Source organism: Mesorhizobium sp. B2-2-4, assembly GCF_006442375.1.
GTDB lineage: Bacteria > Pseudomonadota > Alphaproteobacteria > Rhizobiales > Rhizobiaceae > Mesorhizobium.
Map to the genome: position 1 here is coordinate 118,113 of NZ_VFWB01000008.1, position 22,974 is coordinate 141,086.

Sequence of the window (22,974 nt, forward strand, 5' to 3'; positions counted from 1 at the left end):
GGCGAGGCTTTGCCGCCTATAGGGCGTTTGGGGTTCCATGATGCGGCTCAGCGACTGCCACAACTTCTCCGATTTCCGCCGCATGGCGCAGCGGCGGCTGCCGGGGCCGATCTTCAACTACATCGACGGCGCGGCGGACGACGAGGTCACCTATCGCCGCAACACCGAGAGCTTCGAAACCTGCGATCTCGTTCCCAACGTGCTGCGCGGGGTGAGCGAGGTCGACATGTCGGTGACCGTCATGGGCCAGAAGCTGGCGATGCCGTTCTACTGTTCGCCGACCGCTCTCCAGCGGCTGTTCCACCATCACGGCGAACGGGCGGTCGCCAGGGCCGCTGCAAAATACGGCACCATGTTCGGCGTTTCCTCGCTCGGCACGGTCAGCCTTGAGGAAGTGCGAAAAATCAGCAGCGGCCCGCAGGTCTATCAGTTCTACTTCCATCGCGATCGCGGCCTCAACCGGGCGATGATGCAGCGGGCACGGGAGATCGGCGTCGAAGTGATGATGCTGACCGTCGACAGCATCACCGGGGGGAACCGCGAGCGTGACAAGCGCACCGGTTTTGCGATTCCCTTCAAGCTCAACATGGCGGGAATGGCGCAGTTCGCGATGAAGCCTGCCTGGGCGATCAACTATTTCACGCATGAGGCGTTCAAGCTGCCGCAACTGGACGAGCATGTCGACATGGGCGGCGGCACGATGTCGATCAGCCGCTACTTCACCGAAATGCTCGATCCGTCGATGACGTGGGACGACGTCGCCGAGATGGTGAGGCTTTGGCCGGGACCGTTCTGCCTCAAGGGCGTCATGTCGGTGGAGGATGCCAGGCGCGCCGTCGAGATCGGCTGCAAGGGCATCGTGCTGTCGAACCATGGCGGCCGACAGCTGGACGGTTCGCGCGCGGCTTTCGACCAGCTCGCCGAGATCGTCGATGCGGTCGGCGACCAGATCGACGTCATCATGGATGGCGGCGTGCAGCGCGGCACGCATGTGCTCAAGGCGCTGTCGCTCGGCGCCAAGGCCGTCGGCGTCGGACGCTACTATCTGTTTCCGCTGGCGGCGGCGGGCCAGCCTGGCGTCGAACGGGCGCTCGAACAGATGCGCATCGAGATCGAACGCGGCATGAAGCTGATGGGGTGCAGCTCGATCGAACAGTTGACCCGCCGGAATTTGCGTTTTCGGTAGATGGCCATTGCTTCGATGCGAAAGATCGCAGCGCAGGCAGAGGCAAGCCCTTGGACCTATATGCTCCTTTCGCCGGATGCGCTTGTCTCGGCCGCCACATCGCGCTAGCCGTTGTCGGTCGCGCCGGGTTAGGATTTGGCGCTGCGCCATTTCACGCCTTTCCGCCGAAACTGGACCACCCGGAGCCGCCTCATGAAACCTTCGCTCGAAGACACGCTGCTGGCGGCCATCCGCACCATTCCGGACTATCCCAAGCCCGGCATATTGTTCCGCGACATCACCACGCTGCTTGGCAACGCGCGCGCTTTCCGCCGCGCCATCGATGAGCTGGTGCATCCCTATGCCGGCGAGAAGATCGACAAGATCGCCGGCATCGAAGCGCGCGGCTTCATCCTCGGCGGCGCCGTCGCCCATCAGCTCTCCGCCGGTTTCGTGCCGATCCGCAAGAAAGGCAAGCTGCCTTATGAGACAGTGCGCGTCGCCTACAGCCTGGAATACGGGCTGGACGAGATGGAGATGCACAAGGACGGCGTGTCGCCGGGCGAGAAAGTGATCCTGGTCGACGATCTGATCGCCACCGGCGGCACGGCGGAGGCGGCGGTGAATCTCCTGCGCCAGATCGGCGCCGATATCCTTGCCGCCTGCTTCGTCATCGACCTGCCGGATCTCGGCGGCCGCGCCAAGCTGGAAGCGCTCGGCGTGCCGGTGCGGACGCTGATCGGGTTCGAGGGGCATTGAGAGAACAGTTCTTCCTTCTCCCCCTGGGGAGAAGGAAGAGGCGCCTACTCCACCTTGACCAGCACGGCGCTCTCGAACTCCAGTACCTTGTCGCCGGTCGAATCGAAGGCTTCCGAGCGCAAGGTCAGCACCCGCCAGCCCGGACGTGAGGCGATCGGGCGGTGGGAAAGGGCGGTGCGGGTGAAGGTCACGGTCTGCCCGGCATAGACCGGCTTCAGCCATTTCAGGTTCTTGAAGCCAGGCGAGGGGCCGAATTCGGGCGTCGGGCCAGGGCCGGTCCACTCGGCGTCCATGCGGGTTTCGAGGTTGAGCTTCATCCAGGTGGCGGCGGTATGCCAGCCGGACGCACACAGCCCGCCCAGCACGCTCTTCTTCGCGGCATCCTCATCGATGTGGAAGACCTGGGGGTCGTATTTGCGGGCGAAGGCCTTGATCGCCTCGGCTTCGAACGTATGCGAGCCCAGCGTGACAATGGTGCCGACGCGGAAAAATTCGTCCAGCGTCATGCAAGGCTCCCTACGGCATTGCGCGTCAGGAACATGACGGAATTCTCGAGCTCAAACACGCTTTCGCCGCGCTGGTTGACCAGTTCGCTGCGCATGGTCACAAAGCCGAGCTGCGGCTTCGATTTCGAAGGGCGCTTGGCGAGGACGACGAGGCTGCCCTTGAGCGTGTCGCCGGCCAGCACCGGCTTCTTCCATTTGACCTGATCGACGCCGGGCGCGCCCTGGCAGGTCGAGTCCAGCAGGAAGGCATCGCACAGCATGCGCATGAACATGGCGCAGGTATGCCAGCCCGAGGCCGAGAGGCCGCCCAGGATGCTTGCCTTGCCGGCCTCCTCCTCAAGATGCATCGGCTGGGCATCGAATTCGCTGGCGAACTCGATGATCTCGGCCGCGCTCACCTGTTTGGTGCCGAGGTCGAACGAGGCTCCTTCGACGAAGTCCTCATAGGCCCATGTCTTTCCAGTCATGGCGTGGAATCCGGTTGCAGAACGCGCGATCCACATGGATCGGCAAACCCGGATGCAGGCCGGACGGCGTTTGGTCAAGCCCTTTCTGGTGAGCCAGCCGCGGGCGCCCGGCCGGCCGTTGCGATCATAACCAGCCGCGGCGGCGGAAATACCAGAAGGGCAGGATCGCCGACAGAACCATCATGGCGATCGCGAACGGATAGCCGAGCTCCCATTTGAGCTCGGGGATGACGTCGAAATTCATGCCGTAGATCGAGGCGACCAGCGTTGGCGGCAGGAAGATGACGGCGGCGACCGAGAAGATCTTGATGATGGCGTTCTGCTCGATAGAGATCATGCCGAGCGTGGCGTCGAGCAGGAAGGAGATCTTCTGCGACAGGAAGGTGGCGTGGTCGGCAAGAGAAAGCACGTCGCGCGACAAGGTCTTGATGCGGGCGCGGACGTCCTTGCTCATCTTGGCCTGGGTCGCGACATGGGCGAGGAAGCCGGCCAGCCGCTGCAAGGAGATCAGGCTGTCGCGCACGGAGGAAGCGATGTCCTCCTTGCGGCCGATGCCCTTCAAGAGCTCCTGGAAATCACGGTTGCGCTTCGACACCTTGGTCGATCGCGCCTCGAAAATGTCGCGCGAGATCGCTTCGACGTCGCGGCCGGCGCGCTCGAGGATGTCGGCGAGCCGGTCGACGATCGCTTCCAGCAGGCCGATCAGGATGGTGTCGCCGCTGGTGCAGCCGGTCGCCACCTTCTCGGCGCGCAAAGGGAAGGTCTTGAACGCTTTCGGTTCGTGATAGCGCACGGTGACCAGCCTGTTGCCGGCGAGCGCGAAGGTGACCGGCGAGATCAGGGGATCGTCGACGTCGGTCTGGGCGGGCAAGGTGGCGGTCATGAAGTAGGCGCCGTCCTCGATATAGAGGCGGCTGGAAATCTCGATCTCCTCCATCTCCTCGCGGGTCGGAACGGCGATGCCGAGCCAATTCTCGATTGTTGCCTCTTCGTCCTTGGTCGGATTGAAGAGATCGGCCCAGACGACCTTGTCGCCATTGGCCAGGAGATCGTCCGTGAGACGCAGGCGATCATTGTCCACGACGAAAGCCTTGATCATCGCCAGATCTCCCTGCCGGAAAGCGCGTTCGGATTGCTGCGTCGTATCGGATCGCACTAGCCTTCGTGCGCCGAGCCTGTGCCCGCCGCTTAGACTTGCGGCATGACAAAATCAAGACAAGCCGGACTTGGGGCCGACACCAGGGGCGCTCAGAAAATTCGTCGAGCAGCCGGCAGCATGAAAGCTTCGACGGGTCGGGTCATCGACCGCGCTTCGGGCTTATCGTGGAGAGCTGGCCGGACCCGCGGGGGCCGGCCTGCGAATCCCCTATCGGGCGCTCGGCAGGATCTGGTGCAGCACGATGGCCCAGACGGCGCCAAAGGCGATGGACGAGCCCAGAATGTACTGCACGATATCGGGAAGCGTCTTGACGAAATCCGGCGGCGCAAGCGTAGCAAACAGGGCCATCAGGATCGGCAGGCCGACGACCAGCATGTTCCTTTCCGTCAGCGGCGTGCCGCGCACGACGCGGAACCCGTTCATGGCGATGACGACGCAGAGCACGCCGAACACGCCGCCGATGACCGGGCCCGGGATCGAGGCGATCACCGCCGACAGTTTGCCGATCAGTCCGAACAGGACCAGGAAGATGCCTGCCGCGGCGAAAGCGGCGCGGCTGGCGATGCCGGTGATGGCGATGATGCCGGCATTCGACGAATAGCCGGTGACCGGCGTGCTGCAAAGCAGTGCGCTGACCAGGCAGCCGAGGCCTTCGCCGGTGGCGCCCCTGTCGAGCTGTTCGTTCGACAGGGGCTTGTCGATGACGGCGCCGACCGCGAACCAGGTGCCGGTGGTTTCGGCGAGGACCACGATATAGACGATGAGCATCGTGAGCGTCGCCGAGAGCGAGAACGTCACGTCAAGATTGAGGAAGGCGATGCGCGGCATCGAAAACCAGGTCGCCTCGGAGACCGCTCCCATGTTGAGTTGGCTCATGGAGGCGGCGGCCACGCAGCCGGCCACAAGTGCGATGATTACGGAGAGCAGGCGCAGCCAGGCGCCCTTTGCGCCGAGTGCCATGCCGGTCAGCATGCAGCCGACGAGCACCGCCGCCGCAACAAAGGCAAGGATGATATTGCCGCCGACGGTGGCCGTGCCGTGGACTGCGAACACGCTTTCGCGGAGTGCGACCGGCATCAGCGCGATACCGACGACGATGATGATGGCGCCGCCGACGATGGGCGGAACAAAGCGGTCCACCAAGCGATGGAAGATTCCCGTGGGCGAACCGAGCAGCATGACCAGTATGGCGCCGGGAATGAGCGCTCCGATCACCGCGGAAAGACCGGCAATGCCGCCGCCGGCGCCGAAGGCGATAGCCAGCACCGCGCCGATCGGCACAAAGGACGGCCCCTGCACCACCGGCAGGCGCATCAGAAGCTGCGACTGGATCAGGGTGGCGATGCCCGCCGCGACGAAAGCCGACTGGATGAAGGCGCCGGCATCGCCCGCGCTGAAGGCCAGGACCGATGCGATGATGAACGGCACGATGTAAACATCCATCGCCAGCACGTGCTGGAGGCCGAGCAGGGCGGCCTTGCCCAGTGGCAGCGGATCGTCCGGCTGAGCAATCAAAGTGATTTCCGGTGCAGTGCGTTCCATGATGTCCCCTCTGGAATTTCCCGGCCGATCATGGGATCAGTCGGTGCCAAAGGACAGCGGCGCAAAGGTTTGCCAACTGTTTTCTTGCGCGCCATGCAATAACGGCCACACGCGCCAGCGCAACCGGAGCGATCCATGACAAGAGAGGCCTTCACGCTGCTTGGCACCGCCTTCCACACGCCGGAGCGCGGCCGGCTGGAGGTGCTGAAGGACCATCTGTTCAGCATCGATGCACAGGGACGGATCGCGGAGATTCTCGCACCCGGCCATCCCGAATACGCGGCGAGGAAGAGCGATGCCCGCCAGGCGGGCAGCCTAGTGGAGCTCGGCGAAGGCCAGTTCCTGCTGCCCGGCCTGATCGACCTGCACATCCACGCGCCGCAAGGGCCCCAAATGGGCAAGGCACTGGACGTGCCGCTCGAGGTCTGGCTGCAAAAATATACGTTTCCGCTCGAGGCGCGCTATGCCGACACCGGCTACGCCCGCGAGGTCTATGCCGACCTGGTCGACAATCTTCTCGCCAACGGCACCACCACGGCGCTCTATTTTGCCACCGTCCATGTCGAGGCCAGCTTGGCGCTTGCCGAGATATGCCTCGAAAAGGGCCAGCGCGCTTTGGTCGGCAAGGTGGCGATGGACGATCCCGAGCAGTGCCCGTCTTTCTATCGCGATGCCGACGCGGCAAGCGCGGTGTCGGACACCAGGCGGTTCATCGAGGCGGTGAGGGCGATGGCTTCGGGCGAAAGGCCGCTGGTCCGGCCGGTGATCACGCCGCGCTTCATCCCAAGCTGCACGGATGCGGCGCTGCAAGGCCTGGGCGAACTCGCTTCCGAGTTCGGCTGCCACGTGCAGACACATTGCTCAGAGAGCGATTGGGCGAAAAAATTCGTCGAGACGCGCTTCGGCCGCACCGACGCGGCTAGCCTGGACGATTTCGGCCTGCTGACGCGCCGCACCATTCTGGCGCATTCAAACTTCATCGACGGGCAGGATATGGACCTCATCAAGGGGAAGGGGGCTGGCGTCGCGCATTGCCCGCTTTCCAATTTCTATTTCGCCAATGCGGTGTTTCCGCTGCGCGACGCGCTTGACCGGCACATGCATGTCGGGCTCGGGACGGACATTTCCGGCGGCTACAGCCCGTCGCTCTTCGACGGCTGCCGGCATGCGCTGTCAGCCTCGAGGACGCTGCAGAGCGGTGTCCATGCCGGCCTGGACGCAGCGCAGCGCGGCGCGCCCGGCGCGCCGATCACGCATCAGGAGGCGTTCTGGCTGGCCACCGCCGGCGGTGCCGAAGCGCTCGACCTGCCGACGGGCAGCTTTCGCGTCGGCCATGAATTCGACGCGCTGCTGATCGACACGACGGCGAAGGCCTCGAACATTCATGTCAGCATGGCGGACGACACGCTCGACGATGTCTTCCAGAAGATCGTGCTCAACGCGGCACGCGCCAACATCGCTGCTGTCTGGGTGAGTGGACGGGCGGTGGTGGGGCAGTAGCCACGTCGCAGTCTCAGATCGGGCCCTATGCGCGCGATGGTTCCTCGGTAAGAGGTTGTTTTTGCGACTTCAGCAACACGTCCTTGGCGGCGATCACCGCGCCGACCGTGATCAGGACGCAAGCGAGCGCAACAGACCAGTGGAAGACGCCGAACCCGGCCAGCAGCAGCACGATCACCGAGAACAGCGGCGCGGCATAGGAAAGCGCGCCCAGGATCATGATGTCTCCACGCTTGCAGCCATGGTCCCATGCGTAGAAGCCGGCGCCGAGCGGTATCATGCCTAGAATGACGATAGCGCTCCATTGCGTCATCGTCTGCGGCCAGACAGTGATCTCGAGCGCGAGATGGAGAGTGAAGGCCACGGCCGCGGTGATCAGGCAGTACACCGCCACCACATCGGTCGGCACCTGGCCGAAACGGCGCGACAGGACGGAATAACCGGACCAGACGAAGGCGCAGAACAGGGCAATGACGTGGCCCGGCTTCACGCCGTCAGCAAGCCCCACGCTGCTGCCCTTGGTGATGACGACGATGGCACCCGCCAGGCCGAGCATCACACCGGCTATGTGGTGAGACCTCAGCCGCTCTCCCGGCAGGAAGGCGGCGAAGACGACGATCAGCAATGGCCAGAGATAGGCGATCAGGCTCACCTCGACGGGCGGGGCGGACTGGATGGCGAAAAAGTACGCGCAGTGATAGATGCACAGCCCTGCCGTGCCGATTGCCCAGACCTGCCATGGCTGCCGTAGCGACTTGAGCGCCGACGGGCGGACAATCCAGCTGGCCGCCCCGACTGAGCCTCCCAGCAGAAACGTCATTGCCGCCAATTGAAAGGGCGGGATCGGCCCTGCGGCGGTCGACAGCAGCGCGAGGAACGACCAGGTCAGAATGGCCGAGAAGCCGATCAGGGTCGGGATGGTCCTTTTCATATGGTCCCCTTCCGCGTTCACTGAGCCAATAGCGGAAAGGCCTAGCGAGGGCAGCCCGTGCACGGCCTTACCCTGTCGGGAATGCGACCCGGCTTGGTCTGTTCACAGTCCGGCCTGTGGTCCCTGCGGAGATGACCGAAGGATCACGTGTTGAACTTGAACAGCATGATGTCGCCGTCCTGGACGACATACTCCTTGCCTTCGTCGCGCGCCTTGCCGGCTTCCTTGGCCGCTACTTCGCCGCCCAGCGTGACGAAATCATTGTAGGCGATGGTCTGGGCGCGGATGAAGCCGCGCTCGAAATCGGTGTGGATGACGCCGGCGGCCTGCGGCGCCTTGGCGCCCTTGTGCACAGTCCAGGCGCGCGTCTCCTTCGGCCCGACGGTGAAATAGGTGATGAGCTGCAACAATTCGTAGCCGGCGCGGATCACCTTGTTCAGGCCGGGCTCGTCGAGGCCGAGCGAGGACAGGAATTCCATCTCTTCCTCGTCGGAGAGCTGCGCAACCTCGGCTTCGATCGCGGCCGAAATAACGACGGTGCGGGCGCCCTGCGCGGCGGCCATCTGCTCCACGGCCCTGGTGTGCTCGTTGCCGGTGGCAGCATCCGCCTCGGCGACGTTGCAGACGTAGAGCACGGGATGCGAGGTCAGAAGGTTCAAGCCCTGCAGGATGCGCAGGTCTTCCGCCGAGATGCCGTCGAGCAGGATGCGGGTCGGCTTGCCGGCCTGCAGAAGCTCAAGCGCTGCCTCCATCATCGGCAGCACGGTCAAGGCTTCCTTGTCCTTGCCGGACGCGCGCTTGCGGAATTGCGCGATGCGGCGTTCGAGGCTCTCGAGGTCGGCGAGCATCAGTTCGGTCTCGACCGTCTCGGCGTCGGCGACCGGGTCGATGCGGCCCTCGACATGGGTGATGTCGTCATCCTCGAAGCAGCGCAGCACATGCACGATGGCATCGACCTCGCGGATGTTGGCGAGGAACTGGTTGCCCAGGCCTTCGCCCTTCGAGGCGCCGCGCACCAGGCCGGCGATGTCGACAAAGGAGATGCGGGTTGGGATGATCTCCTTCGACTTGCCGATCGCGGCGATCTTCTGCAGACGCGGATCGGGCACCGCCACCTCGCCGGTGTTCGGTTCGATGGTGCAGAACGGGTAGTTGGCGGCCTGCGCGGCGGCCGTCCTCGTCAGCGCGTTGAAAAGCGTCGACTTGCCGACATTGGGCAAGCCAACGATGCCGCATTTGAAACCCATTTTGTCCGGTCCTATCGGGAATTTGAGATTTGGTGAGGGCTATGGGCGATAGGGGTGATGAACGTCAAGCCCTGTAACGCCGTATGGACCCGAGCTCAGTCCTTGTTGCCGAACAGCTTCTTCAGCATGGCGGCCATCGGGCCGCTCTCCGGCAGCTTGGCGGGCGCCTGTTGCGGCCGTGCCTGGCGGATGTGGCTTTGCTGCTTGGGCGCCGGCTTTTCCGGTTCCACGCCGGCCTTGCCCTGAACGGCGAGGGCGGCCTTGTTCATGAAGCCGGATTCGTCGCCCTTGACGATCATCGCCGCGTTGTCGGCGACCGTGTCGAGCAGCGGGTCCAGCCAGTCGCGGTCGGTCTTGCCGAAATCGCCGAGTACATGATGCTGCACCATCTCCTTGACGCCGGGATGGCCGACACCGATGCGCACACGCCGATACGCGTTGCCGACATGGCCGTCGATCGAGCGGATGCCGTTGTGGCCGCCGGCGCCGCCGCCGGTCTTGATGCGCAGCTTACCTTCGGCAAGGTCGATCTCGTCGTAGAAGACGGTCAACGCCCCGGGGCCGAGCTTGTAGAAGCGCAGCGCTTCGCCGACCGACTGGCCGGACAGGTTCATGAAGGTCTGCGGCTTGATCAGGATGATCTTTTCGCCGCCGAGCGTGCCCTCGGCGATCAGGCCCTGGAATTTCTTAGACCAGGGCGAAAAGGAGTGGCGGCGGGCGATCGCGTCCACCGCCATGAAGCCGACATTGTGCCGGTTGTTCATGTATTTCGCGCCCGGATTGCCGAGGCCTGCAAAGACAAGCGGCATCGTCAGCTCCGGGCGTGAAAAAGTTACTTCTCTTCGGCGGCGGGAGCCGCCTCAGGTGCAGCCTCGACCGTCTCTTCCGTCTCCGGCTTCATCGCCGATGAACCGGCGACGGTCGCGATGGTGAAGTCGCGGTCGGAGATGACGGGCTTGACGCCGGCCGGCAGCTTGACCGACGAGATATGGATCGAATCGCCAATGTCGGCGCCGGTGAGATCGACGGTAATGAATTCCGGGATCGCATTGGCCGGGCAGTGGAACTCGACCTCGTGACGCACGATGTTGAGCACGCCGCCGCGCTTGATGCCGGGCGACTTGTCCTCGTTGATGAAGTGGACAGGCACGTCGACATTGACCTCGGTGTCCTTGCCGATGCGCAGGAAGTCGACATGGACAGGGAAATCCTTGACCGGGTCGAGCTGGAAGTCCTTCGGCAGGACCTGGATCTTCTTGCCGTCGACATCGATCGTGGCGATCGTGGTCAGGAACCCGCCGCCGTGGATCTTGTAGTAGATGTCCTTGTAGGTGAGAGCGATGGCCAGGGGAGGCTGCTTGTCACCGTAAATTACTGCAGGCACTTTACCGTTGCGGCGAACTGCACGGGCGGACCCCTTACCGACCTGTTCGCGCGCTTCGGCCTTGAGCTCGTAAGTATCGTGGCTCATGGCACTTCCTTTCGCGTTGTTCTGGAGCGTTTGCGGTTGGCAATGGGCCTGGACCGTAAACGTCGAAAGCCGCCGGGTGAGGCGGCCTTCCGCCGCGTTGCCTCCAAGGGTGTCTACGCGGGTGGCGGCTCTATAGCGGAAGGCGGCCGGAGGTGCAAGCCAAAGGCAGTCATCCAAAGGCAATGGTCCGGGACGGGACGCCTCGCCCGGCCGAAAGCGCTCGAGGCTTCACGCCGGCGCCGGTCCAAGGTTGTCACTGGAGCGGTTCAGCGTCGACAGGATCGCCGACCCGCTCCAGTTCTTTGTCTTAGGCAATTGCCCGGGAAGGCGCTACGCACTTTCTCCGGGAAAACCGCTGCACATTTTTCCTGGAATTGCCCTATCCGCGCTTTTCGATGACGCCATACAGCACGTTGCGGTTTTCGCCAAAGAACACCTGCGCCTCGACGGTGTTGCGGTCGACGCTGGCATTGATGATGTTCCACATGTCGGCCTCGGAGCGCAGCAGCAACACCCAGTCCATGAACGTTTCCCTATAGCCGGCGTCGGGATTGCCCTCGGCGTAGTTGGCAAAAAGGAACCTGCCGTTCGGCTTCAGCATCTGCAGGCAAGTCTTCGTGAGTTTCACGGCGACGTTGTGCTGGAGGTAGTCGTAAAGGCCGGAGGCGTAGATGAGGTCGAACTTGCCCAGCTTGTGGCCCCTGGTGAGCACGGTCCGCACCGAGCCGTCGACGGCCTCGACCGCGGTGCCCTGGAAGTCGCGCGCGATCAATCCAACGCTCTGGGGATCCTGATCGAGCGCAACCCAACGCTTGAGGCGGCCCTCAGCCAAGGCGGTCGAACGATTGGCCTCGCGCAAATGACCGGCGGCGATCGCCAGGACCTCGGCTTGCGGTCCGCTCTTGTCCGCCGTCTCGTCGACATACCGGGTCAAGAGATCGCGCCGTTCCCGCGCCGCCACGCAGGACGGTACGTCCTTGGTATGGCTGTAGAGTGCCTTCCCTGTGTCCGAGGCGCTCGCCACGCTTTCGGCCACGTGCGGATCACAATAGATGTAGTCAAGCAACTGCGCGTCGCCGGAATAGCCCCTGGGCTTGGTGAATGACCACCGGGTGAGCGGGTCCTGGAGAAAGTAGTCAAGGATCGGATGGTTCTGCGCCACCGGTATCAACGACTGCCAAACGTCGGGGTGAATCTTGGCCCGCAGGGCGTTGAGATAGGACAGCAGGCGACGAACGATCTCGGCAGGGTCTTTCTCTTCCTCGACCTGCTGGTGTGTCGCGTGGAGAATGAGCGCGAGTTCCGCGCGGGCGGTTTCGAACGCCTCGCCGTGATGCTCGGGCTTTCTTCGAGGAAAACTGCCGGCAATCATCTCGGCAGTAATCAGGCTTTTGCCATCAAAGACACTTTGCACTCGAGCACTCCATAGTTAACAGTCAGTTAACTTATTGCGTACAATGCTCGATTTGCCAATGTCGTCCCGAACGCATTTTAACGGTATGCTTAATTTCCCGCCAACCATGTTCGCGCGTTAAAACCCGCCGCATTGGATTCCCGGCCCGAATTAACCGAAATTTGTTTCGCGCCGTTGCATTGTCGTGTGAGGTGCGCAGTCGCCGTCGCGTCCAGGGAGTTGGCCCGCGTGGGGGCAGAAGCCAAAAAAGAACTTGGAACGCAAAATCCCCTTCAACCAGGATTTGTCGAGAGCGAACGCGTGTCATCCAGACTGGCCGACATGGCGCATGTAGAGCCGTACGAAGCCCGCTACGAGCCGGGGTCCGACGAGCTCCGCGTCCTTTACCGGAGGGAAGCCCAGGCGAAGCGAAGACTGGAAGCCCGGCCTGGGCTTTGGATCGCCGTGGCCATCTATCTCCTGTTTTCGGCAACGGATCTGCTGCTGATCCCGGACGTGGCGGCCTATACGATCATGGCGCGCTTCGCCGTCGGCGTGACCGCGCTGTCGATCCTGGAGGCGCAACTTCGCCGGGGAGTGGCCACGGAATGGCTCGACGTGACTTGCGCCGGGGCCATCATTTTCGGCTACATCGGCTGGTTGTTCCCGGCCTTTATGAGCGCGGACAAGGAAAGCGTCGCCTACTATATGGTATTCGGCACCATTTTCATGATGAGTGCAAATCTATTCTTTACATTCAGTTTCAATCTATCGATCGTGACATCAACCATCATCATGTGTGTCTTGTATGCCGTGAATTACTTTGTGCCTGCCACGGTAACATACAAGATGGTATTTGGCGCCTTCTACGTTTCGTGTTTCACATTCACGTCCTATGTGAACTGGAAGCTGAACGAGGAGCGTTACAACGTCTTCCTGAACGCGCTGGAAGCCAAAATCCAGCACAGGGAAGCCACCGAACGCGGCAAGGCCCTGCTGCGGCTGTCGCGGACCGATCCGCTTACGGGTCTGGAGAATCGACGGGCGATCGACGAGAAGCTCAGGGACTACTGGGGGGAGTGGCAAAGGGTCGGCACCAGTTTCGTGGCGATGCTCATCGACGTGGACTTCTTCAAGAAGTTCAATGACTGCTACGGCCACCAGGAAGGCGACCGTTGCCTTATCCATGTCGCCAATGCCCTCCGGGATATGATCAGGGAATACAATGGCTCGATCGGCCGCTACGGCGGTGAAGAATTCATCGTCCTGGCCCGCATGGAGAACAAGGATCAGATCATAGATATCGCGGAAGCCATCTGCCGCACCGTCGAGAACCTGGCGCTTACCCACGAACTGCGGCGCGACGGTATCTCGGTTGTGACGGTAAGCGTTGGCGCCGCATTCACCAGGACGCAGACCGGTGCCAAGCTGGAGAAGATCATCCACGAGGCCGATCGCGCACTCTATCTGGCAAAGGCAGGCGGTCGAAACTGTGCCCGGCTGTTCGACCCAACCGATCCCCAGAGCAGCGACGAGAGCGAGAACATTGCGGCTTTGCTGAAGATCGCGATCGGCCAGGATCTCGTTTCACTCGTCTATCAACCGATCCAGGATGTCGCGACGGACCGGGTTGAAGCGGTGGAGGCCCTGATGCGCCTCAAAATGCTGGACGGCACATCGGTTCCGCCGAGCCTGTTCATCCCTGTAGCGGAGCGAACCGGCGCCATCCTGGAACTCGGGCGCTGGGCCATCAGGACTGTGTGCGCCGAGCTCCTGGCGCACGATCATGTGCGCGTGGTCAGCGTCAACGTCTCTCCGATCCAGCTCAAGACGCCCGGCTTCGCGGCGTCGGTCGCGACCATCCTGGGCGAGACCGGCGTAACCGGCAACAGGCTGGCCTTCGAGATCACCGAGGGGCTGGAGATGGAGATGCATTCGGACATTCTTCGCTGCATCAGCGACCTGAAGCTGCTGGGGATCAAGATCTGGCTTGATGATTTCGGCACCGGCTTCGCTGGCCTCTCGTGGCTTCGCCTGATCGATTTCGATACGGTGAAGATCGACCGCTCCTTCCTTCACGACTGCGCCACCCCGAACGGCAAGGCAATGCTCCAGGACATTGTCGCCCTGGTCCGAAACCGCGGCCACAAAATCCTGGTCGAAGGGGTGGAAACGGACGAGCAGATGGCTCTCATGCGCGAATTCGGCATCGACAAGGTCCAGGGTTTTCATGTCGGCCGTCCCGCTCCGGCCGGGAGTTTCCAGGCCAAGCGGACCGTCAAGCGCCCATTCACCGTGCTGAAATCCGCCTGATCAGGCTTGGCTCAGGTCCCGCCGACCCGCACGGCGGGCCGTCGATTTGATCCTCGCCCCGCACAATCCATCCTTCGGGACGGCTGCCAGGCGCGGGTGTGGCTAACGATCGCTCGTCAACGCCGCGCACAGCGGCTGGATCTCTCGGTTCAGGCATCGAGTTCGGCCAGCGTCCGGTCGGGGTCTCATTCGAGCGTTGCAGTGGACGGGCAGCTTGCGGCGGCGGTCGGGTCGACCTGGATCTGTCGCTCGTCGGCCTGGCGTCCGAGAATGGCGACGCCCTTGGCCGGAACCGCGCATCTGCCGAACCACTGAAGGGCGCTGCGGCGCAAACTCAATCTCTCTATTCCGCCAGTTTTGAAATCTTCTCGCTAATTTAATTCTACAAAATCGGTAGTCTTAATGAATAAGGACCGCGAGGAGAGCCCGATGACGAACAAGCTGGTGGTGGGAATATCCGGCAACCTGACCCGCCCATCGAAGACCAAGGCCTTTATCAGCCACATCGCCGGCGAGACGGCGAACCGCATCGGGGCGACCTCGGCTATATACGACATTGAAAATCTCGGTCCGTCGCTGCCGGCGGCTCGGCGCCTCGGCGATCTCGATCCTGCGGCCCGCGCCATCATCGAACAACTGGTCGGCGCCGACGTGCTGGTCGCGGGGTCGCCGACCTTCAAAGGCAGCTATACCGGGCTCTTCAAGCATCTGTTCGATCTGCTCGATCCGTCGTCGTTGCGCGGGAAACCGGTCATCCTTGCCGCGACGGGCGGCGGCGAACGCCACTCGCTGATCGTCGAACATCAGCTGCGGCCGCTGTTCGGTTTTTTCGAGGCGCTGACCGTGCCGACCGCAATCTACGCATCGGACAAGGATTTCGCCGACGGCGTCCTGGTGTCGGAGGCCATCCATGCCCGCGCCCGGCAGGCGGTTGCCGAGGTTTCCCGCGTCGTCGGGACGGCACGCAGCGTCGGCCTCGCCGCCTGAACTCCAAATGGTTTTCGAACAAAGGGACCCAGCCATGACCATCAAATCAAGACAGATCAAGCTCGGCGCCTTTCTACCCGGTGGCGGCCAGCATGTCGCCGCCTGGCGCCATCCCGACGCTCCGGCCGACGGCGCGACCAATTTCGAGTTTCACAAGCAGCTCGCGCTGACCGCCGAACGGGGCCTGTTCGATGCCTATTTCCTCGCCGACAACCTGACGGTCGGGCTTGGCGCCCGCGAAGGCGGCAACGCCAAGATCGCGGGTTTCGAACCGGTGACGTTGTTTGCGGCGCTGGCGCCGCTGACGACGCATCTCGGATTCATCGCCACGGCCTCGACCACCTATGAGGAGCCCTACACGCTTGCCCGTAAATTCGCCTCGCTCGACCTCTTGTCGAATGGCCGGGCCGGCTGGAACGTCGTCACCTCGGCGGGCGACGACACGGCGCGCAACTTCAACCGCGACATCCAGCCCAACCATGCCGAGCGCTACGCACGAGCGCATGAGCATGTCGAGACGGTCAAGGCGCTGTGGGACAGCTGGGAGGACGACGCCTTTATCCGCGACAAGAAAACGGGCCGCTTCTACGACAAGGACAAGCTTCACGACATCGACCACAAGGGTGAGCATTTCAGTGTCAAAGGGCCGCTCAACGTGCCCCGCCCGGTGCAGGGCCACCCCGTGGTCGTGCAGGCGGGCCAGTCCGAGGATGGGCGCAAGCTCGCGGCCGCCTCGGCCGAGGTCATCTTCACCGCGCATCAGAACCTTGCCTCCGCGCAGGAATTCTATCGCGACATCAAGGCCCGCGTGGCGGCGGCCGGCCGCGATCCCGAACAGGTGCTGATCATGCCGGGCGTGGCGCCCTTTGTCGGCCGCACCGAAGAAGAGGCGCGAGCCAAGTATCAGCAATTGAACGACCTGATCCTGCCCGAGGACGGCGTCGCGCTGCTCAACGGACTTGCCGGACAAACGCTCGATCTCAGGGGCTATCCGCTCGACGGACCGCTGCCGCCGAGCCGCGAAACCGAAGGCATGAAGAGCCGCCAGGCGCTGATCCGCCAGATCGCCGACGAGCATAACTTCTCCATCCGCCAGCTCTATCAATGGGTCGCGACCGCACGAGGCCACTACACCGTGATCGGCAGCGCCACGCAGGTCGCGGACCAGTTGGAGGAATGGTTCAGCAACGAAGCCGCCGACGGGTTCAACATCCTGCCGCCATGGCTGCCCGGCGCGCTGGACGATTTCGTCGACCTGGTGGTCCCCGAATTACAGCGGCGCGGCCTGTTTCGTACTGCTTACGAGGGCAGGACGCTGCGCGAGAATCTTGGCCTCAAGCGGCCGCAGAACCCCTGGACGGTTGCCCGTTCGACCGTGCTCGCCGCCGAATGATGCGTTGAAGCGAAAGGCATGACGATGACTTTGCAGCACATTGAACGGCCGACCGGCATCGGCGCGCATGAAAACGGCAACGGGCTCGGCGCCGATATTCTGAGCCTGGCTGGCCGAACCCTCACGCGTCTGCTGTCGCGCTATGGCGTGCTTTTGGGGTTCCTGGCGCTCTGGCAGGCGGCGGCGAGTGGCGGCTGGGTCAATGCCGCGGTATTGCCGCCGATCGACATGATCGTCGTAGCGCTCTGGAAGGGCCTCGCCGGGGGCAGCCTGCTCGGCGACATCGCCATCAGCCTGCAGCGCGCCGGCCTCGCCTTCGCCGCGGCGGCTACGGTCGCCATCCCGCTCGGCCTCGTCATGGGTCAGACCCGCAGCGTCGAGACGGCGCTCGATCCGATCCTGCAACTGTTCCGGCAGACCTCGGCACTGGCGCTCTATCCCGTCTTCATCCTGCTCCTGGGTCTGGGTGAGGCCTCCAAAGTGTTCGTCATCTTCTGGGCGACGCTGTTTCCGCTGCTGCTCAACACGATCAGCGGCGTCAAGGAGGTCGATCCGAAGCTGCTCGAAATGGCGCGCGTCTACGGCGCCCGGCGGCTGACCATATTCCGGCGCGTCGTGCTGCCGGGCGCCGTGCCTTCGATCTTCGTCGGGTTGAGGCTCGGCGCGACCACCGCGCTGCTGCTGCTGATTGCCTCGGAAATGATCGGCGCCAACAAAGGCATCGGCTTCCAGGTGATGAACGCGCAGTACAATTTCCAGATCCCGCTGATGTTCGCGTCGATCGTCATCCTGGCCGCGCTCGGCCTGATCGCGAACCAGGTGCTGGTCAGCCTGCAGCGGCGGCTTTGCCGCTGGAGCAGTTCCGCCGGCTGAACAGCCGCCCCCATCATCGTCATTTTTGAAAAGTGAAAGGCCGGATCATGACCATCACACGCCGCTCGCTGCTTCTGCGCGCCCCTCTTGCCGCCGGCATCATCGCCGTCGGGCTACCATCGATCGCGCGCTCGCAGGCCGCTTCCGTCAAGATACGCTATCTCGCCAGCCGCGGCAGCATCTCGCCGCATGAGCTTGCCGACCAACTCGGCTACTTCAAGGGCCTCGGCATCGAGCTCGAGAATGTCGGCTATGCCGGCGGCGGCCCGGAATCGCTGTTTGCGCTCGCCTCCGGCAGCGTCGACCTGGGTTCGGCCGCCACGCCGGCCGTGATCAACTCGATCGCCGGCGGCAACGACTTCGTCGCCGCCTATCCGAGCAACGGCATCAACAGCCAGGTCAAAAGTGTTTTCTATGTGCTGGAGGACAGCCCGATCAGGTCGATCGCGGACGTCGCCGGCAAGACGATCTCGGTCAACACGCTCGGCGCCCATCTCGACTACGCGGTGCGTGAAGCGCTGCACAGCGTCGGCCTGCCGCCGGACGCCGCCAAGCTCGTCGTGGTGCCCGGGCCGCAACTCGAGCAGACGTTGCGCTCGCATCAGGTCGATGTCGCCGGGCTCGGCTACTGGCAGGCGACTTTCGCCGGTGCCCTGGTGGCCAATGGCGGTGTGCGCGGCGTGTTCAACGACGCCGACGTGCTGGGCGAGATCGCGGGCGGCTTCATCGTGCTGCGGCGGGATTTCATCGCCGCCAATCGCGACGCCGCCAAGAACTTCGTCGAACAGTCCGCGCGTGCGGCCGACTGGTCGCGGCAGAATCCCGACGAGGCCCGCAAGGTGCTGGCCGAAATCCTCGACAAACGCGGCGAGAACGGCGAACTGGCGCGCTACTGGACGGGTTTCGGTCTGCGCGAAAAGGCGGTGGCGACCGACCGCGACATCGACTTCTGGGTGGCTGTGCTCGAGCGCGACGGCCGCCTGCCGAGAGGCAAACTCAAGGCTGCCGACATCCTCTACCGGCCAGGCGAAAGCAAGACCAATTGAGCAAGGAGGCACCCAGCATGGCCACAGCACGCGGCGAGGTCACGATCCGCGACCTGTCGAAGTCCTTTGCACTCGGCGGGCGCTCGCTCGCCGTGCTGCGTTCGCTCAATCTCGACATCCGCTCCGGCGAGTGTCTGGTCATTGTCGGCGCCAGCGGATCGGGCAAGACGACATTGCTGCGCATCCTTGCCGGGTTAGAGATCGCCGATGAAGGCGCCGTTGCGATCGACGGCAAGCAAATAAAAGGCGTCGGCGCGGAGCGGGCGGTGATCTTCCAGGAACCGCGCTTGCTGCCGTGGCTGAGCGTACTTAGCAATGTCGCCTTCGGCCTCGAAGTTCGCGGCGTGCCCAAGGCGCAGGCCGAGCAGAGGGCGCGCTTCTACATAGCATTGGTCGGTCTTGCCGAGTTCAGCGATGCTTACCCGCGGCAGCTTTCGGGCGGCATGGCGCAACGCGTCGGCATCGCCCGGGCGCTGACGGTGCAGCCCGAAATCCTGCTGCTCGACGAGCCGCTCGGCGCCCTCGACGCCATGACCAAGATCTCCATGCAGGAGGAACTGGCGCGCATCTGGAGCGAGGAAAACGTCACCATGGTCATGGTCACCCACGACCTGGAGGAGGCGATCTATCTCGCCGACAGAGTGCTGATCCTGCCGAAGGAGAAAGGCGGCGCGGCGCGGCTGATCACTGTCGACCTGCCGCGCCCCCGTGATCGCAGCGAAAGCCGCTTCGTGCGCCACCGTGAGGAGTTGCTGCGCGAATTCGGCCTGCACTAACGCCTCGACGCGCTCGCACGTGTCGAGGCGCTTTCCCAGGCTAGGCCTTCCGCGCTTCCTTCATATTGGGCAGGAACACCGTCAGCAGGCCCAGGAACGGCAGGTACGAGCAGATCTGGAAGACGAAGTCGATGCCCTTCATGTCGGCCACGATGCCGAGCACGGCCGCCGCTATGCCGCCGACGCCGAAGGCGAAGCCGAAGAAGATGCCGGCGATCATGCCGACGCGGCCCGGCACCAGTTCCTGCGCGAAGACGACGATGTTGGAGAAGGCCGACGACAGGATCAGGCCGATCAGCACCGTCAGCACCATCGTCCATTCCATGTTGGCGTAGGGCAGCGCCAGCGTGAAGGGCAGCACGCCGACGATGGAAAACCAGATCATCGCCTTCTGTCCATAGCGGTCGCCGAAGGGACCGCCGAGCAGGATGCCCAGCGCCGAGGCGCCGAGGAACAGGAACAGCATGACCTGCGACATCTGCACCGAGACGCCGAACTTATGGATGGCGTAGAAGGTGTAGTAGCTGGAGAGGCTGGCGATGTAGGCGTTCTTGGTCAGCACCAGCAGCGTCAGCACGGCCAGCGCGCCCATCACCTTGCGGCGCGGGAAGGGCGAGACGAAACTGGACGTCTTGCGGTTCGCCTGTGTGGCGCGCAAGCGGCTGTACCACCCGCCGACCTGCCACAACACGACGATGCCGATAAGCGAGCCGACGGCGAACCATGAAATGCTGGTCTGGCCGAAAGGCACGACGATGAACGCCGCCAGCAGCGGTCCCATGGACTGGCCGAAATTGCCACCGACCTGGAACAGCGACTGCGCCAGGCCGAAGCGGCCGCCTGAGGCGAAGCGGGCGATGCGCGAGGATTCCGGATGGAAGATCGCCGAGCCGATGCCGATCAGCGAAGCGCCGATCAGGAGCAGCGTGTAGTGGCCGGCATAGGCAAGCACGATCAGGCCGATCAGCGAAGAGGCCATGCCGTAGGGCAGGGAATAGGGCATTGGCCGCTTGTCGGTGATCATGCCGATCACCGGCTGCAGCAGCGACGCAGTCACCTGGAAGGTGAAGGTCAGAAGGCCGATCTGCCAGAAATCGAGGCCGTAATTCTCCTTCAACAGGGGATAGATGGCCGATAGCAGCGACTGCATGATGTCGTTGATGCAATGGCAAAAACTCACCGCCAGGATGACGGTGAAGGCCGTCGCCTGGGCTGAAGCATGGCTGGCGGTCGCGGGAGGGGCGACGGCTGTCGTATCGGTCAAGGCAGGCTCCGTAGTCTTTTTGGCGGGCATACCCGCGGGCAAGCTGGCGGACGCTCCTGCGGCCGCCTTGGGAACGGATGGCTTATAGGCCGCTTGCAGGACGACTTCTTTCGTGGTTTGGTCCAATAGTTTCGCAAGTGGGCCATAGCTTATGCCGCATGGCAGGGAAATTTTTCACGCTGGCAATGCCGACCTCGAGCAGTTGCACGAGCGTCGCTGGCTATGGCTGGAGCAAGTGGCCGGGCCGGCGGTGGCGTTGCCGACCGAATATCCCGACGGCTACCATGTGCCGCGGCACCGCCACAGCCGCAGCCAGTTGCTACATGCGCTGGTCGGCGTCGTGCTGGTGACGACGCGGCACGGGCGCTGGATGGTGCCGCCCGATCACGCCATGTGGATCCCCGCGGGCACCGAGCATTCCGTCGAGATGCTGGGCGATGTCTCGATGCGCTCGGTCTATGTCATGCCGGGAGCGATCCCCGGACTGCCGGAAGGCTTGCGCGTCGTCGGCGTCACCGACCTGATGCACAGCCTGATCGTTGAATCGGAAAAACTGCCGCAAGGCGGCGTGCTGGAAGGGCGTGGCGGGCTGATCATGAATCTCCTGCTGCACGAAATTCCGACTTTGCCGGAGCGGCCGCTTGGCCTGCCGTTCCCCTCCGATCCCAGGCTGGCGGCGCTGTGCCGGCGTTTCGTGGCGGCACCGTCGCCGCGCGCGACGATCGACGAGTGGGCGGACGCCGCCGGCATGAGCCGACGCTCCTTCACGCGCGCCTTTCATCGCCAGACCGGACTGTCGCTATCGACATGGCGCCAGCAAGCATGCCTGTTCGCGGCGCTGCCAAGGCTCGCCGATGGCGAGCCGATCACCCGGGTGGCGCTCGATCTCGGCTATGACAGCGTGCCGGCCTTCATCACCATGTTCAAGCGCATGCTGGGTGCCTCGCCGCGCGGCTATATGCGCGGCGCGCGAGATGCCGGCGAAAACCCGCGGCGCATAGGCGGTCCGATCGCCGCTTGAGGCATGCCGATGGCATCAAGCTGATGCGGCAACCCTCGGTCTAAGGTCCATTGCAGGAGCACTGATTGCACGTTGTAATCTGTTTTGCTGCGCTACGCGCCCGCCGGGATCGACAATTAGTCGAACAGGCTCGACACCGATTCCTCGGTTGCCGTGCGCGAGATGGCTTCGCCCATCAGGTCGGCGATCGAGATGACGCGGATATTGGGGGCGTCGAGCACGCCCTGGGTCGGCTGGATGGAGTCGGTGATCACCAGTTCCTGCAGCTTGGAGCCGCTGATGCGGGCGACCGCGCCGCCCGACAGCACACCATGAGTGATATAGGCGGTGACGCTGGTGGCGCCGTTGGCCAGCAGCGCATCGGCGGCGTTGCACAGCGTGCCGCCGGAATCGACGATGTCGTCGATCAGCAGGCAGTCCTTGCCGGCGACCGCGCCGATGATGTTCATGACCTCCGATTCGCCGGGACGCTCGCGGCGTTTGTCGACGATGGCGAGCTGTGCGTCGAAGCGCTTGGCCAGCGCGCGTGCACGCACCACGCCGCCAATGTCGGGCGACACCACGACGACGTTGCCGAGCTGCTTGTATTTCGCTTTCACATCGCGGGCCATGACCGGCACCGAGAACAGATTGTCGGTCGGAATATCGAAGAAGCCCTGGATCTGGCCGGCGTGGAGGTCGAGCGTGAGCACGCGGTCGACCCCGGCGCGGGTGATCATGTTGGCGACCAGCTTGGCCGAGATCGGCGTGCGGCCGGAGGCGCGGCGGTCCTGCCTGGCATAGCCGAAATAGGGGATCACCGCCGTGATGCGCTTGGCCGACGAGCGCATGAAGGCGTCGATCATGATGAGCAGTTCCATCAGGTGATCGTTGGTCGGAAAGGAAGTCGACTGCAGGATGAAGACATCCTCGCCGCGCACGTTTTCCTGGATCTCGACGAAGATTTCCTGGTCGGCGAAGCGCCTGACACTGGCTTTGCCCAGCGGGATGTTGAGATAGCGGGCGACCGCCTCGGCCAGCACCCTGTTGGAATTGCCCGCGAAGAGTTTCATGCACCGTTCCTGGTGGAGGATGGAGAGCCCCAACAGACTCGCCTACGCCCTTTAACCGGGCTTTTAGCGGCCCGCGCGGCTATTGCAAGCACCGTGATTGGAAATCCGC

Annotated in this window: 22 protein-coding genes; 10 read left to right on the plus strand and 12 right to left on the minus strand. The window is 63.6% G+C overall.

The features are described from left to right. Positions 1 to 40 precede the first annotated feature (40 nt). Positions 41 to 1,186, plus strand: a complete 1,146-nt coding sequence (locus FJ959_RS21265) for an alpha-hydroxy acid oxidase (RefSeq protein WP_140631816.1) — start codon at positions 41 to 43, stop codon at positions 1,184 to 1,186. A 192-nt stretch (positions 1,187 to 1,378) separates the two neighbouring features. Next, positions 1,379 to 1,924 carry an adenine phosphoribosyltransferase gene (locus FJ959_RS21270; RefSeq protein WP_140496033.1) on the plus strand — a complete coding sequence of 182 codons (546 nt, stop codon included), beginning with the start codon at positions 1,379 to 1,381 and terminating at the stop codon, positions 1,922 to 1,924. Between the two features lie 44 nt (positions 1,925 to 1,968). Here FJ959_RS21270 and FJ959_RS21275 read toward each other — a convergent pair whose 3' ends face one another. The 4 genes from FJ959_RS21275 to FJ959_RS21290 all read right to left on the minus strand — a co-directional run bounded on the left by FJ959_RS21275 (position 1,969) and on the right by FJ959_RS21290 (position 5,598). Beyond that, positions 1,969 to 2,430, minus strand: coding sequence for a MaoC family dehydratase (locus FJ959_RS21275; protein ID WP_140631818.1), 462 nt, complete (start codon positions 2,428 to 2,430; stop codon positions 1,969 to 1,971). After that, entirely contained in the window at positions 2,427 to 2,897 is a 471-nt protein-coding gene (locus FJ959_RS21280) for a MaoC family dehydratase (RefSeq protein WP_140631820.1), read from the minus strand. The genes FJ959_RS21275 and FJ959_RS21280 overlap by 4 nt, the downstream gene beginning before the upstream one ends. Before the next feature lie 124 nt (positions 2,898 to 3,021). Then, entirely contained in the window at positions 3,022 to 3,996 is a 975-nt protein-coding gene (corA, locus tag FJ959_RS21285; RefSeq protein ID WP_140631822.1) for a magnesium/cobalt transporter CorA, read from the minus strand. Between the two features lie 267 nt (positions 3,997 to 4,263). Continuing rightward, positions 4,264 to 5,598 carry a solute carrier family 23 protein gene (locus FJ959_RS21290; protein ID WP_140516904.1) on the minus strand — a complete coding sequence of 445 codons (1,335 nt, stop codon included), beginning with the start codon at positions 5,596 to 5,598 and terminating at the stop codon, positions 4,264 to 4,266. A 135-nt stretch (positions 5,599 to 5,733) separates the two neighbouring features. Between FJ959_RS21290 and guaD the strand changes: the two genes are divergently transcribed. Next, a complete protein-coding gene (gene guaD, locus FJ959_RS21295; RefSeq protein ID WP_140631824.1) occupies positions 5,734 to 7,098 on the plus strand; it encodes a guanine deaminase in 1,365 nt (454 codons plus the stop codon). 25 nt (positions 7,099 to 7,123) lie between these two features. On the opposite strand, the gene FJ959_RS21300 is transcribed toward guaD, so the two are convergent. The 5 genes from FJ959_RS21300 to FJ959_RS21320 form a co-directional block, all read right to left on the minus strand. Beyond that, on the minus strand, positions 7,124 to 8,029 hold the full coding sequence (locus FJ959_RS21300) for an EamA family transporter (protein ID WP_140582143.1): 906 nt from the start codon (positions 8,027 to 8,029) through the stop codon (positions 7,124 to 7,126). A 143-nt stretch (positions 8,030 to 8,172) separates the two neighbouring features. Then, positions 8,173 to 9,276 carry a redox-regulated ATPase YchF gene (gene ychF, locus FJ959_RS21305; protein ID WP_140524909.1) on the minus strand — a complete coding sequence of 368 codons (1,104 nt, stop codon included), beginning with the start codon at positions 9,274 to 9,276 and terminating at the stop codon, positions 8,173 to 8,175. A gap of 95 nt (positions 9,277 to 9,371) precedes the next feature. Then, on the minus strand, positions 9,372 to 10,085 hold the full coding sequence (gene pth / locus FJ959_RS21310; RefSeq protein WP_140631825.1) for an aminoacyl-tRNA hydrolase: 714 nt from the start codon (positions 10,083 to 10,085) through the stop codon (positions 9,372 to 9,374). 23 nt (positions 10,086 to 10,108) lie between these two features. Beyond that, positions 10,109 to 10,747 (minus strand): 50S ribosomal protein L25/general stress protein Ctc, encoded by a 639-nt coding sequence (locus FJ959_RS21315; protein ID WP_140496025.1) that lies wholly within the window; start codon positions 10,745 to 10,747, stop codon positions 10,109 to 10,111. Positions 10,748 to 11,126: 379 nt separating this feature from the next. After that, complete coding sequence (locus FJ959_RS21320) at positions 11,127 to 12,161, minus strand: class I SAM-dependent methyltransferase (RefSeq protein ID WP_140631826.1); 1,035 nt, start codon at positions 12,159 to 12,161, stop codon at positions 11,127 to 11,129. Positions 12,162 to 12,482: 321 nt separating this feature from the next. Here FJ959_RS21320 and FJ959_RS21325 point away from each other — a divergent pair, with 321 nt between their 5' ends. After that, positions 12,483 to 14,453 (plus strand): EAL domain-containing protein, encoded by a 1,971-nt coding sequence (locus tag FJ959_RS21325; RefSeq protein WP_140632126.1) that lies wholly within the window; start codon positions 12,483 to 12,485, stop codon positions 14,451 to 14,453. A 185-nt stretch (positions 14,454 to 14,638) separates the two neighbouring features. Here FJ959_RS21325 and FJ959_RS31880 read toward each other — a convergent pair whose 3' ends face one another. Further along, positions 14,639 to 14,791, minus strand: coding sequence for a hypothetical protein (locus tag FJ959_RS31880; protein WP_181169643.1), 153 nt, complete (start codon positions 14,789 to 14,791; stop codon positions 14,639 to 14,641). Between the two features lie 91 nt (positions 14,792 to 14,882). Between FJ959_RS31880 and msuE the strand changes: the two genes are divergently transcribed. The 5 genes from msuE to FJ959_RS21350 are packed head-to-tail and all read left to right on the plus strand — an operon-like array spanning position 14,883 to position 19,528. Then, a complete protein-coding gene (gene msuE, locus FJ959_RS21330; RefSeq protein WP_140556085.1) occupies positions 14,883 to 15,440 on the plus strand; it encodes an FMN reductase in 558 nt (185 codons plus the stop codon). Positions 15,441 to 15,474: 34 nt separating this feature from the next. Next, complete coding sequence (locus tag FJ959_RS21335; protein ID WP_140560610.1) at positions 15,475 to 16,833, plus strand: LLM class flavin-dependent oxidoreductase; 1,359 nt, start codon at positions 15,475 to 15,477, stop codon at positions 16,831 to 16,833. A gap of 24 nt (positions 16,834 to 16,857) precedes the next feature. Next, positions 16,858 to 17,706, plus strand: a complete 849-nt coding sequence (locus tag FJ959_RS21340) for an ABC transporter permease (protein ID WP_140496422.1) — start codon at positions 16,858 to 16,860, stop codon at positions 17,704 to 17,706. Positions 17,707 to 17,753: 47 nt separating this feature from the next. Next, positions 17,754 to 18,752 carry an ABC transporter substrate-binding protein gene (locus FJ959_RS21345; protein WP_140496021.1) on the plus strand — a complete coding sequence of 333 codons (999 nt, stop codon included), beginning with the start codon at positions 17,754 to 17,756 and terminating at the stop codon, positions 18,750 to 18,752. A 17-nt stretch (positions 18,753 to 18,769) separates the two neighbouring features. Then, positions 18,770 to 19,528, plus strand: coding sequence for an ABC transporter ATP-binding protein (locus tag FJ959_RS21350; RefSeq protein ID WP_140516892.1), 759 nt, complete (start codon positions 18,770 to 18,772; stop codon positions 19,526 to 19,528). Between the two features lie 40 nt (positions 19,529 to 19,568). Here FJ959_RS21350 and FJ959_RS21355 read toward each other — a convergent pair whose 3' ends face one another. After that, on the minus strand, positions 19,569 to 20,792 hold the full coding sequence (locus FJ959_RS21355; protein WP_140666080.1) for an MFS transporter: 1,224 nt from the start codon (positions 20,790 to 20,792) through the stop codon (positions 19,569 to 19,571). Positions 20,793 to 20,943: 151 nt separating this feature from the next. Between FJ959_RS21355 and FJ959_RS21360 the strand changes: the two genes are divergently transcribed. Further along, the gene (locus FJ959_RS21360; protein WP_140496018.1) at positions 20,944 to 21,813 is read left to right on the plus strand and encodes a helix-turn-helix transcriptional regulator; all 870 of its coding nucleotides are present in this window, start codon (positions 20,944 to 20,946) and stop codon (positions 21,811 to 21,813) included. Positions 21,814 to 21,929: 116 nt separating this feature from the next. Here the strand turns inward: FJ959_RS21360 and FJ959_RS21365 are convergent, their stop codons facing one another. Then, positions 21,930 to 22,865 (minus strand): ribose-phosphate pyrophosphokinase, encoded by a 936-nt coding sequence (locus tag FJ959_RS21365; RefSeq protein ID WP_019860650.1) that lies wholly within the window; start codon positions 22,863 to 22,865, stop codon positions 21,930 to 21,932. Between the last annotated feature and the right edge of the window lie 109 nt (positions 22,866 to 22,974).

Excerpts from the sequence above, each read along its gene's own strand:
- FJ959_RS21275 (WP_140631818.1), bottom strand. The coding sequence starts at position 2,430 with ATGACGCTGGACGAATTTTTCCGCGTCGGCACCATTGTCACGCTGGGC.
- FJ959_RS21270 (WP_140496033.1), top strand. The coding sequence starts at position 1,379 with ATGAAACCTTCGCTCGAAGACACGCTGCTGGCGGCCATCCGCACCATT.
- FJ959_RS21290 (WP_140516904.1), bottom strand. The coding sequence starts at position 5,598 with ATGGAACGCACTGCACCGGAAATCACTTTGATTGCTCAGCCGGACGAT.
- FJ959_RS21315 (WP_140496025.1), bottom strand. The coding sequence starts at position 10,747 with ATGAGCCACGATACTTACGAGCTCAAGGCCGAAGCGCGCGAACAGGTC.
- corA (WP_140631822.1), bottom strand. The coding sequence starts at position 3,996 with ATGATCAAGGCTTTCGTCGTGGACAATGATCGCCTGCGTCTCACGGAC.
- FJ959_RS21345 (WP_140496021.1), top strand. The coding sequence starts at position 17,754 with ATGACCATCACACGCCGCTCGCTGCTTCTGCGCGCCCCTCTTGCCGCC.
- guaD (WP_140631824.1), top strand. The coding sequence starts at position 5,734 with ATGACAAGAGAGGCCTTCACGCTGCTTGGCACCGCCTTCCACACGCCG.
- FJ959_RS21350 (WP_140516892.1), top strand. The coding sequence starts at position 18,770 with ATGGCCACAGCACGCGGCGAGGTCACGATCCGCGACCTGTCGAAGTCC.
- FJ959_RS21325 (WP_140632126.1), top strand. The coding sequence starts at position 12,483 with ATGGCGCATGTAGAGCCGTACGAAGCCCGCTACGAGCCGGGGTCCGAC.
- FJ959_RS21280 (WP_140631820.1), bottom strand. The coding sequence starts at position 2,897 with ATGACTGGAAAGACATGGGCCTATGAGGACTTCGTCGAAGGAGCCTCG.
- msuE (WP_140556085.1), top strand. The coding sequence starts at position 14,883 with ATGACGAACAAGCTGGTGGTGGGAATATCCGGCAACCTGACCCGCCCA.
- FJ959_RS21335 (WP_140560610.1), top strand. The coding sequence starts at position 15,475 with ATGACCATCAAATCAAGACAGATCAAGCTCGGCGCCTTTCTACCCGGT.
- pth (WP_140631825.1), bottom strand. The coding sequence starts at position 10,085 with ATGCCGCTTGTCTTTGCAGGCCTCGGCAATCCGGGCGCGAAATACATG.
- FJ959_RS21365 (WP_019860650.1), bottom strand. The coding sequence starts at position 22,865 with ATGAAACTCTTCGCGGGCAATTCCAACAGGGTGCTGGCCGAGGCGGTC.
- FJ959_RS21340 (WP_140496422.1), top strand. The coding sequence starts at position 16,858 with ATGACTTTGCAGCACATTGAACGGCCGACCGGCATCGGCGCGCATGAA.
- FJ959_RS21360 (WP_140496018.1), top strand. The coding sequence starts at position 20,944 with ATGCCGCATGGCAGGGAAATTTTTCACGCTGGCAATGCCGACCTCGAG.
- FJ959_RS21265 (WP_140631816.1), top strand. The coding sequence starts at position 41 with ATGCGGCTCAGCGACTGCCACAACTTCTCCGATTTCCGCCGCATGGCG.
- FJ959_RS21300 (WP_140582143.1), bottom strand. The coding sequence starts at position 8,029 with ATGAAAAGGACCATCCCGACCCTGATCGGCTTCTCGGCCATTCTGACC.
- ychF (WP_140524909.1), bottom strand. The coding sequence starts at position 9,276 with ATGGGTTTCAAATGCGGCATCGTTGGCTTGCCCAATGTCGGCAAGTCG.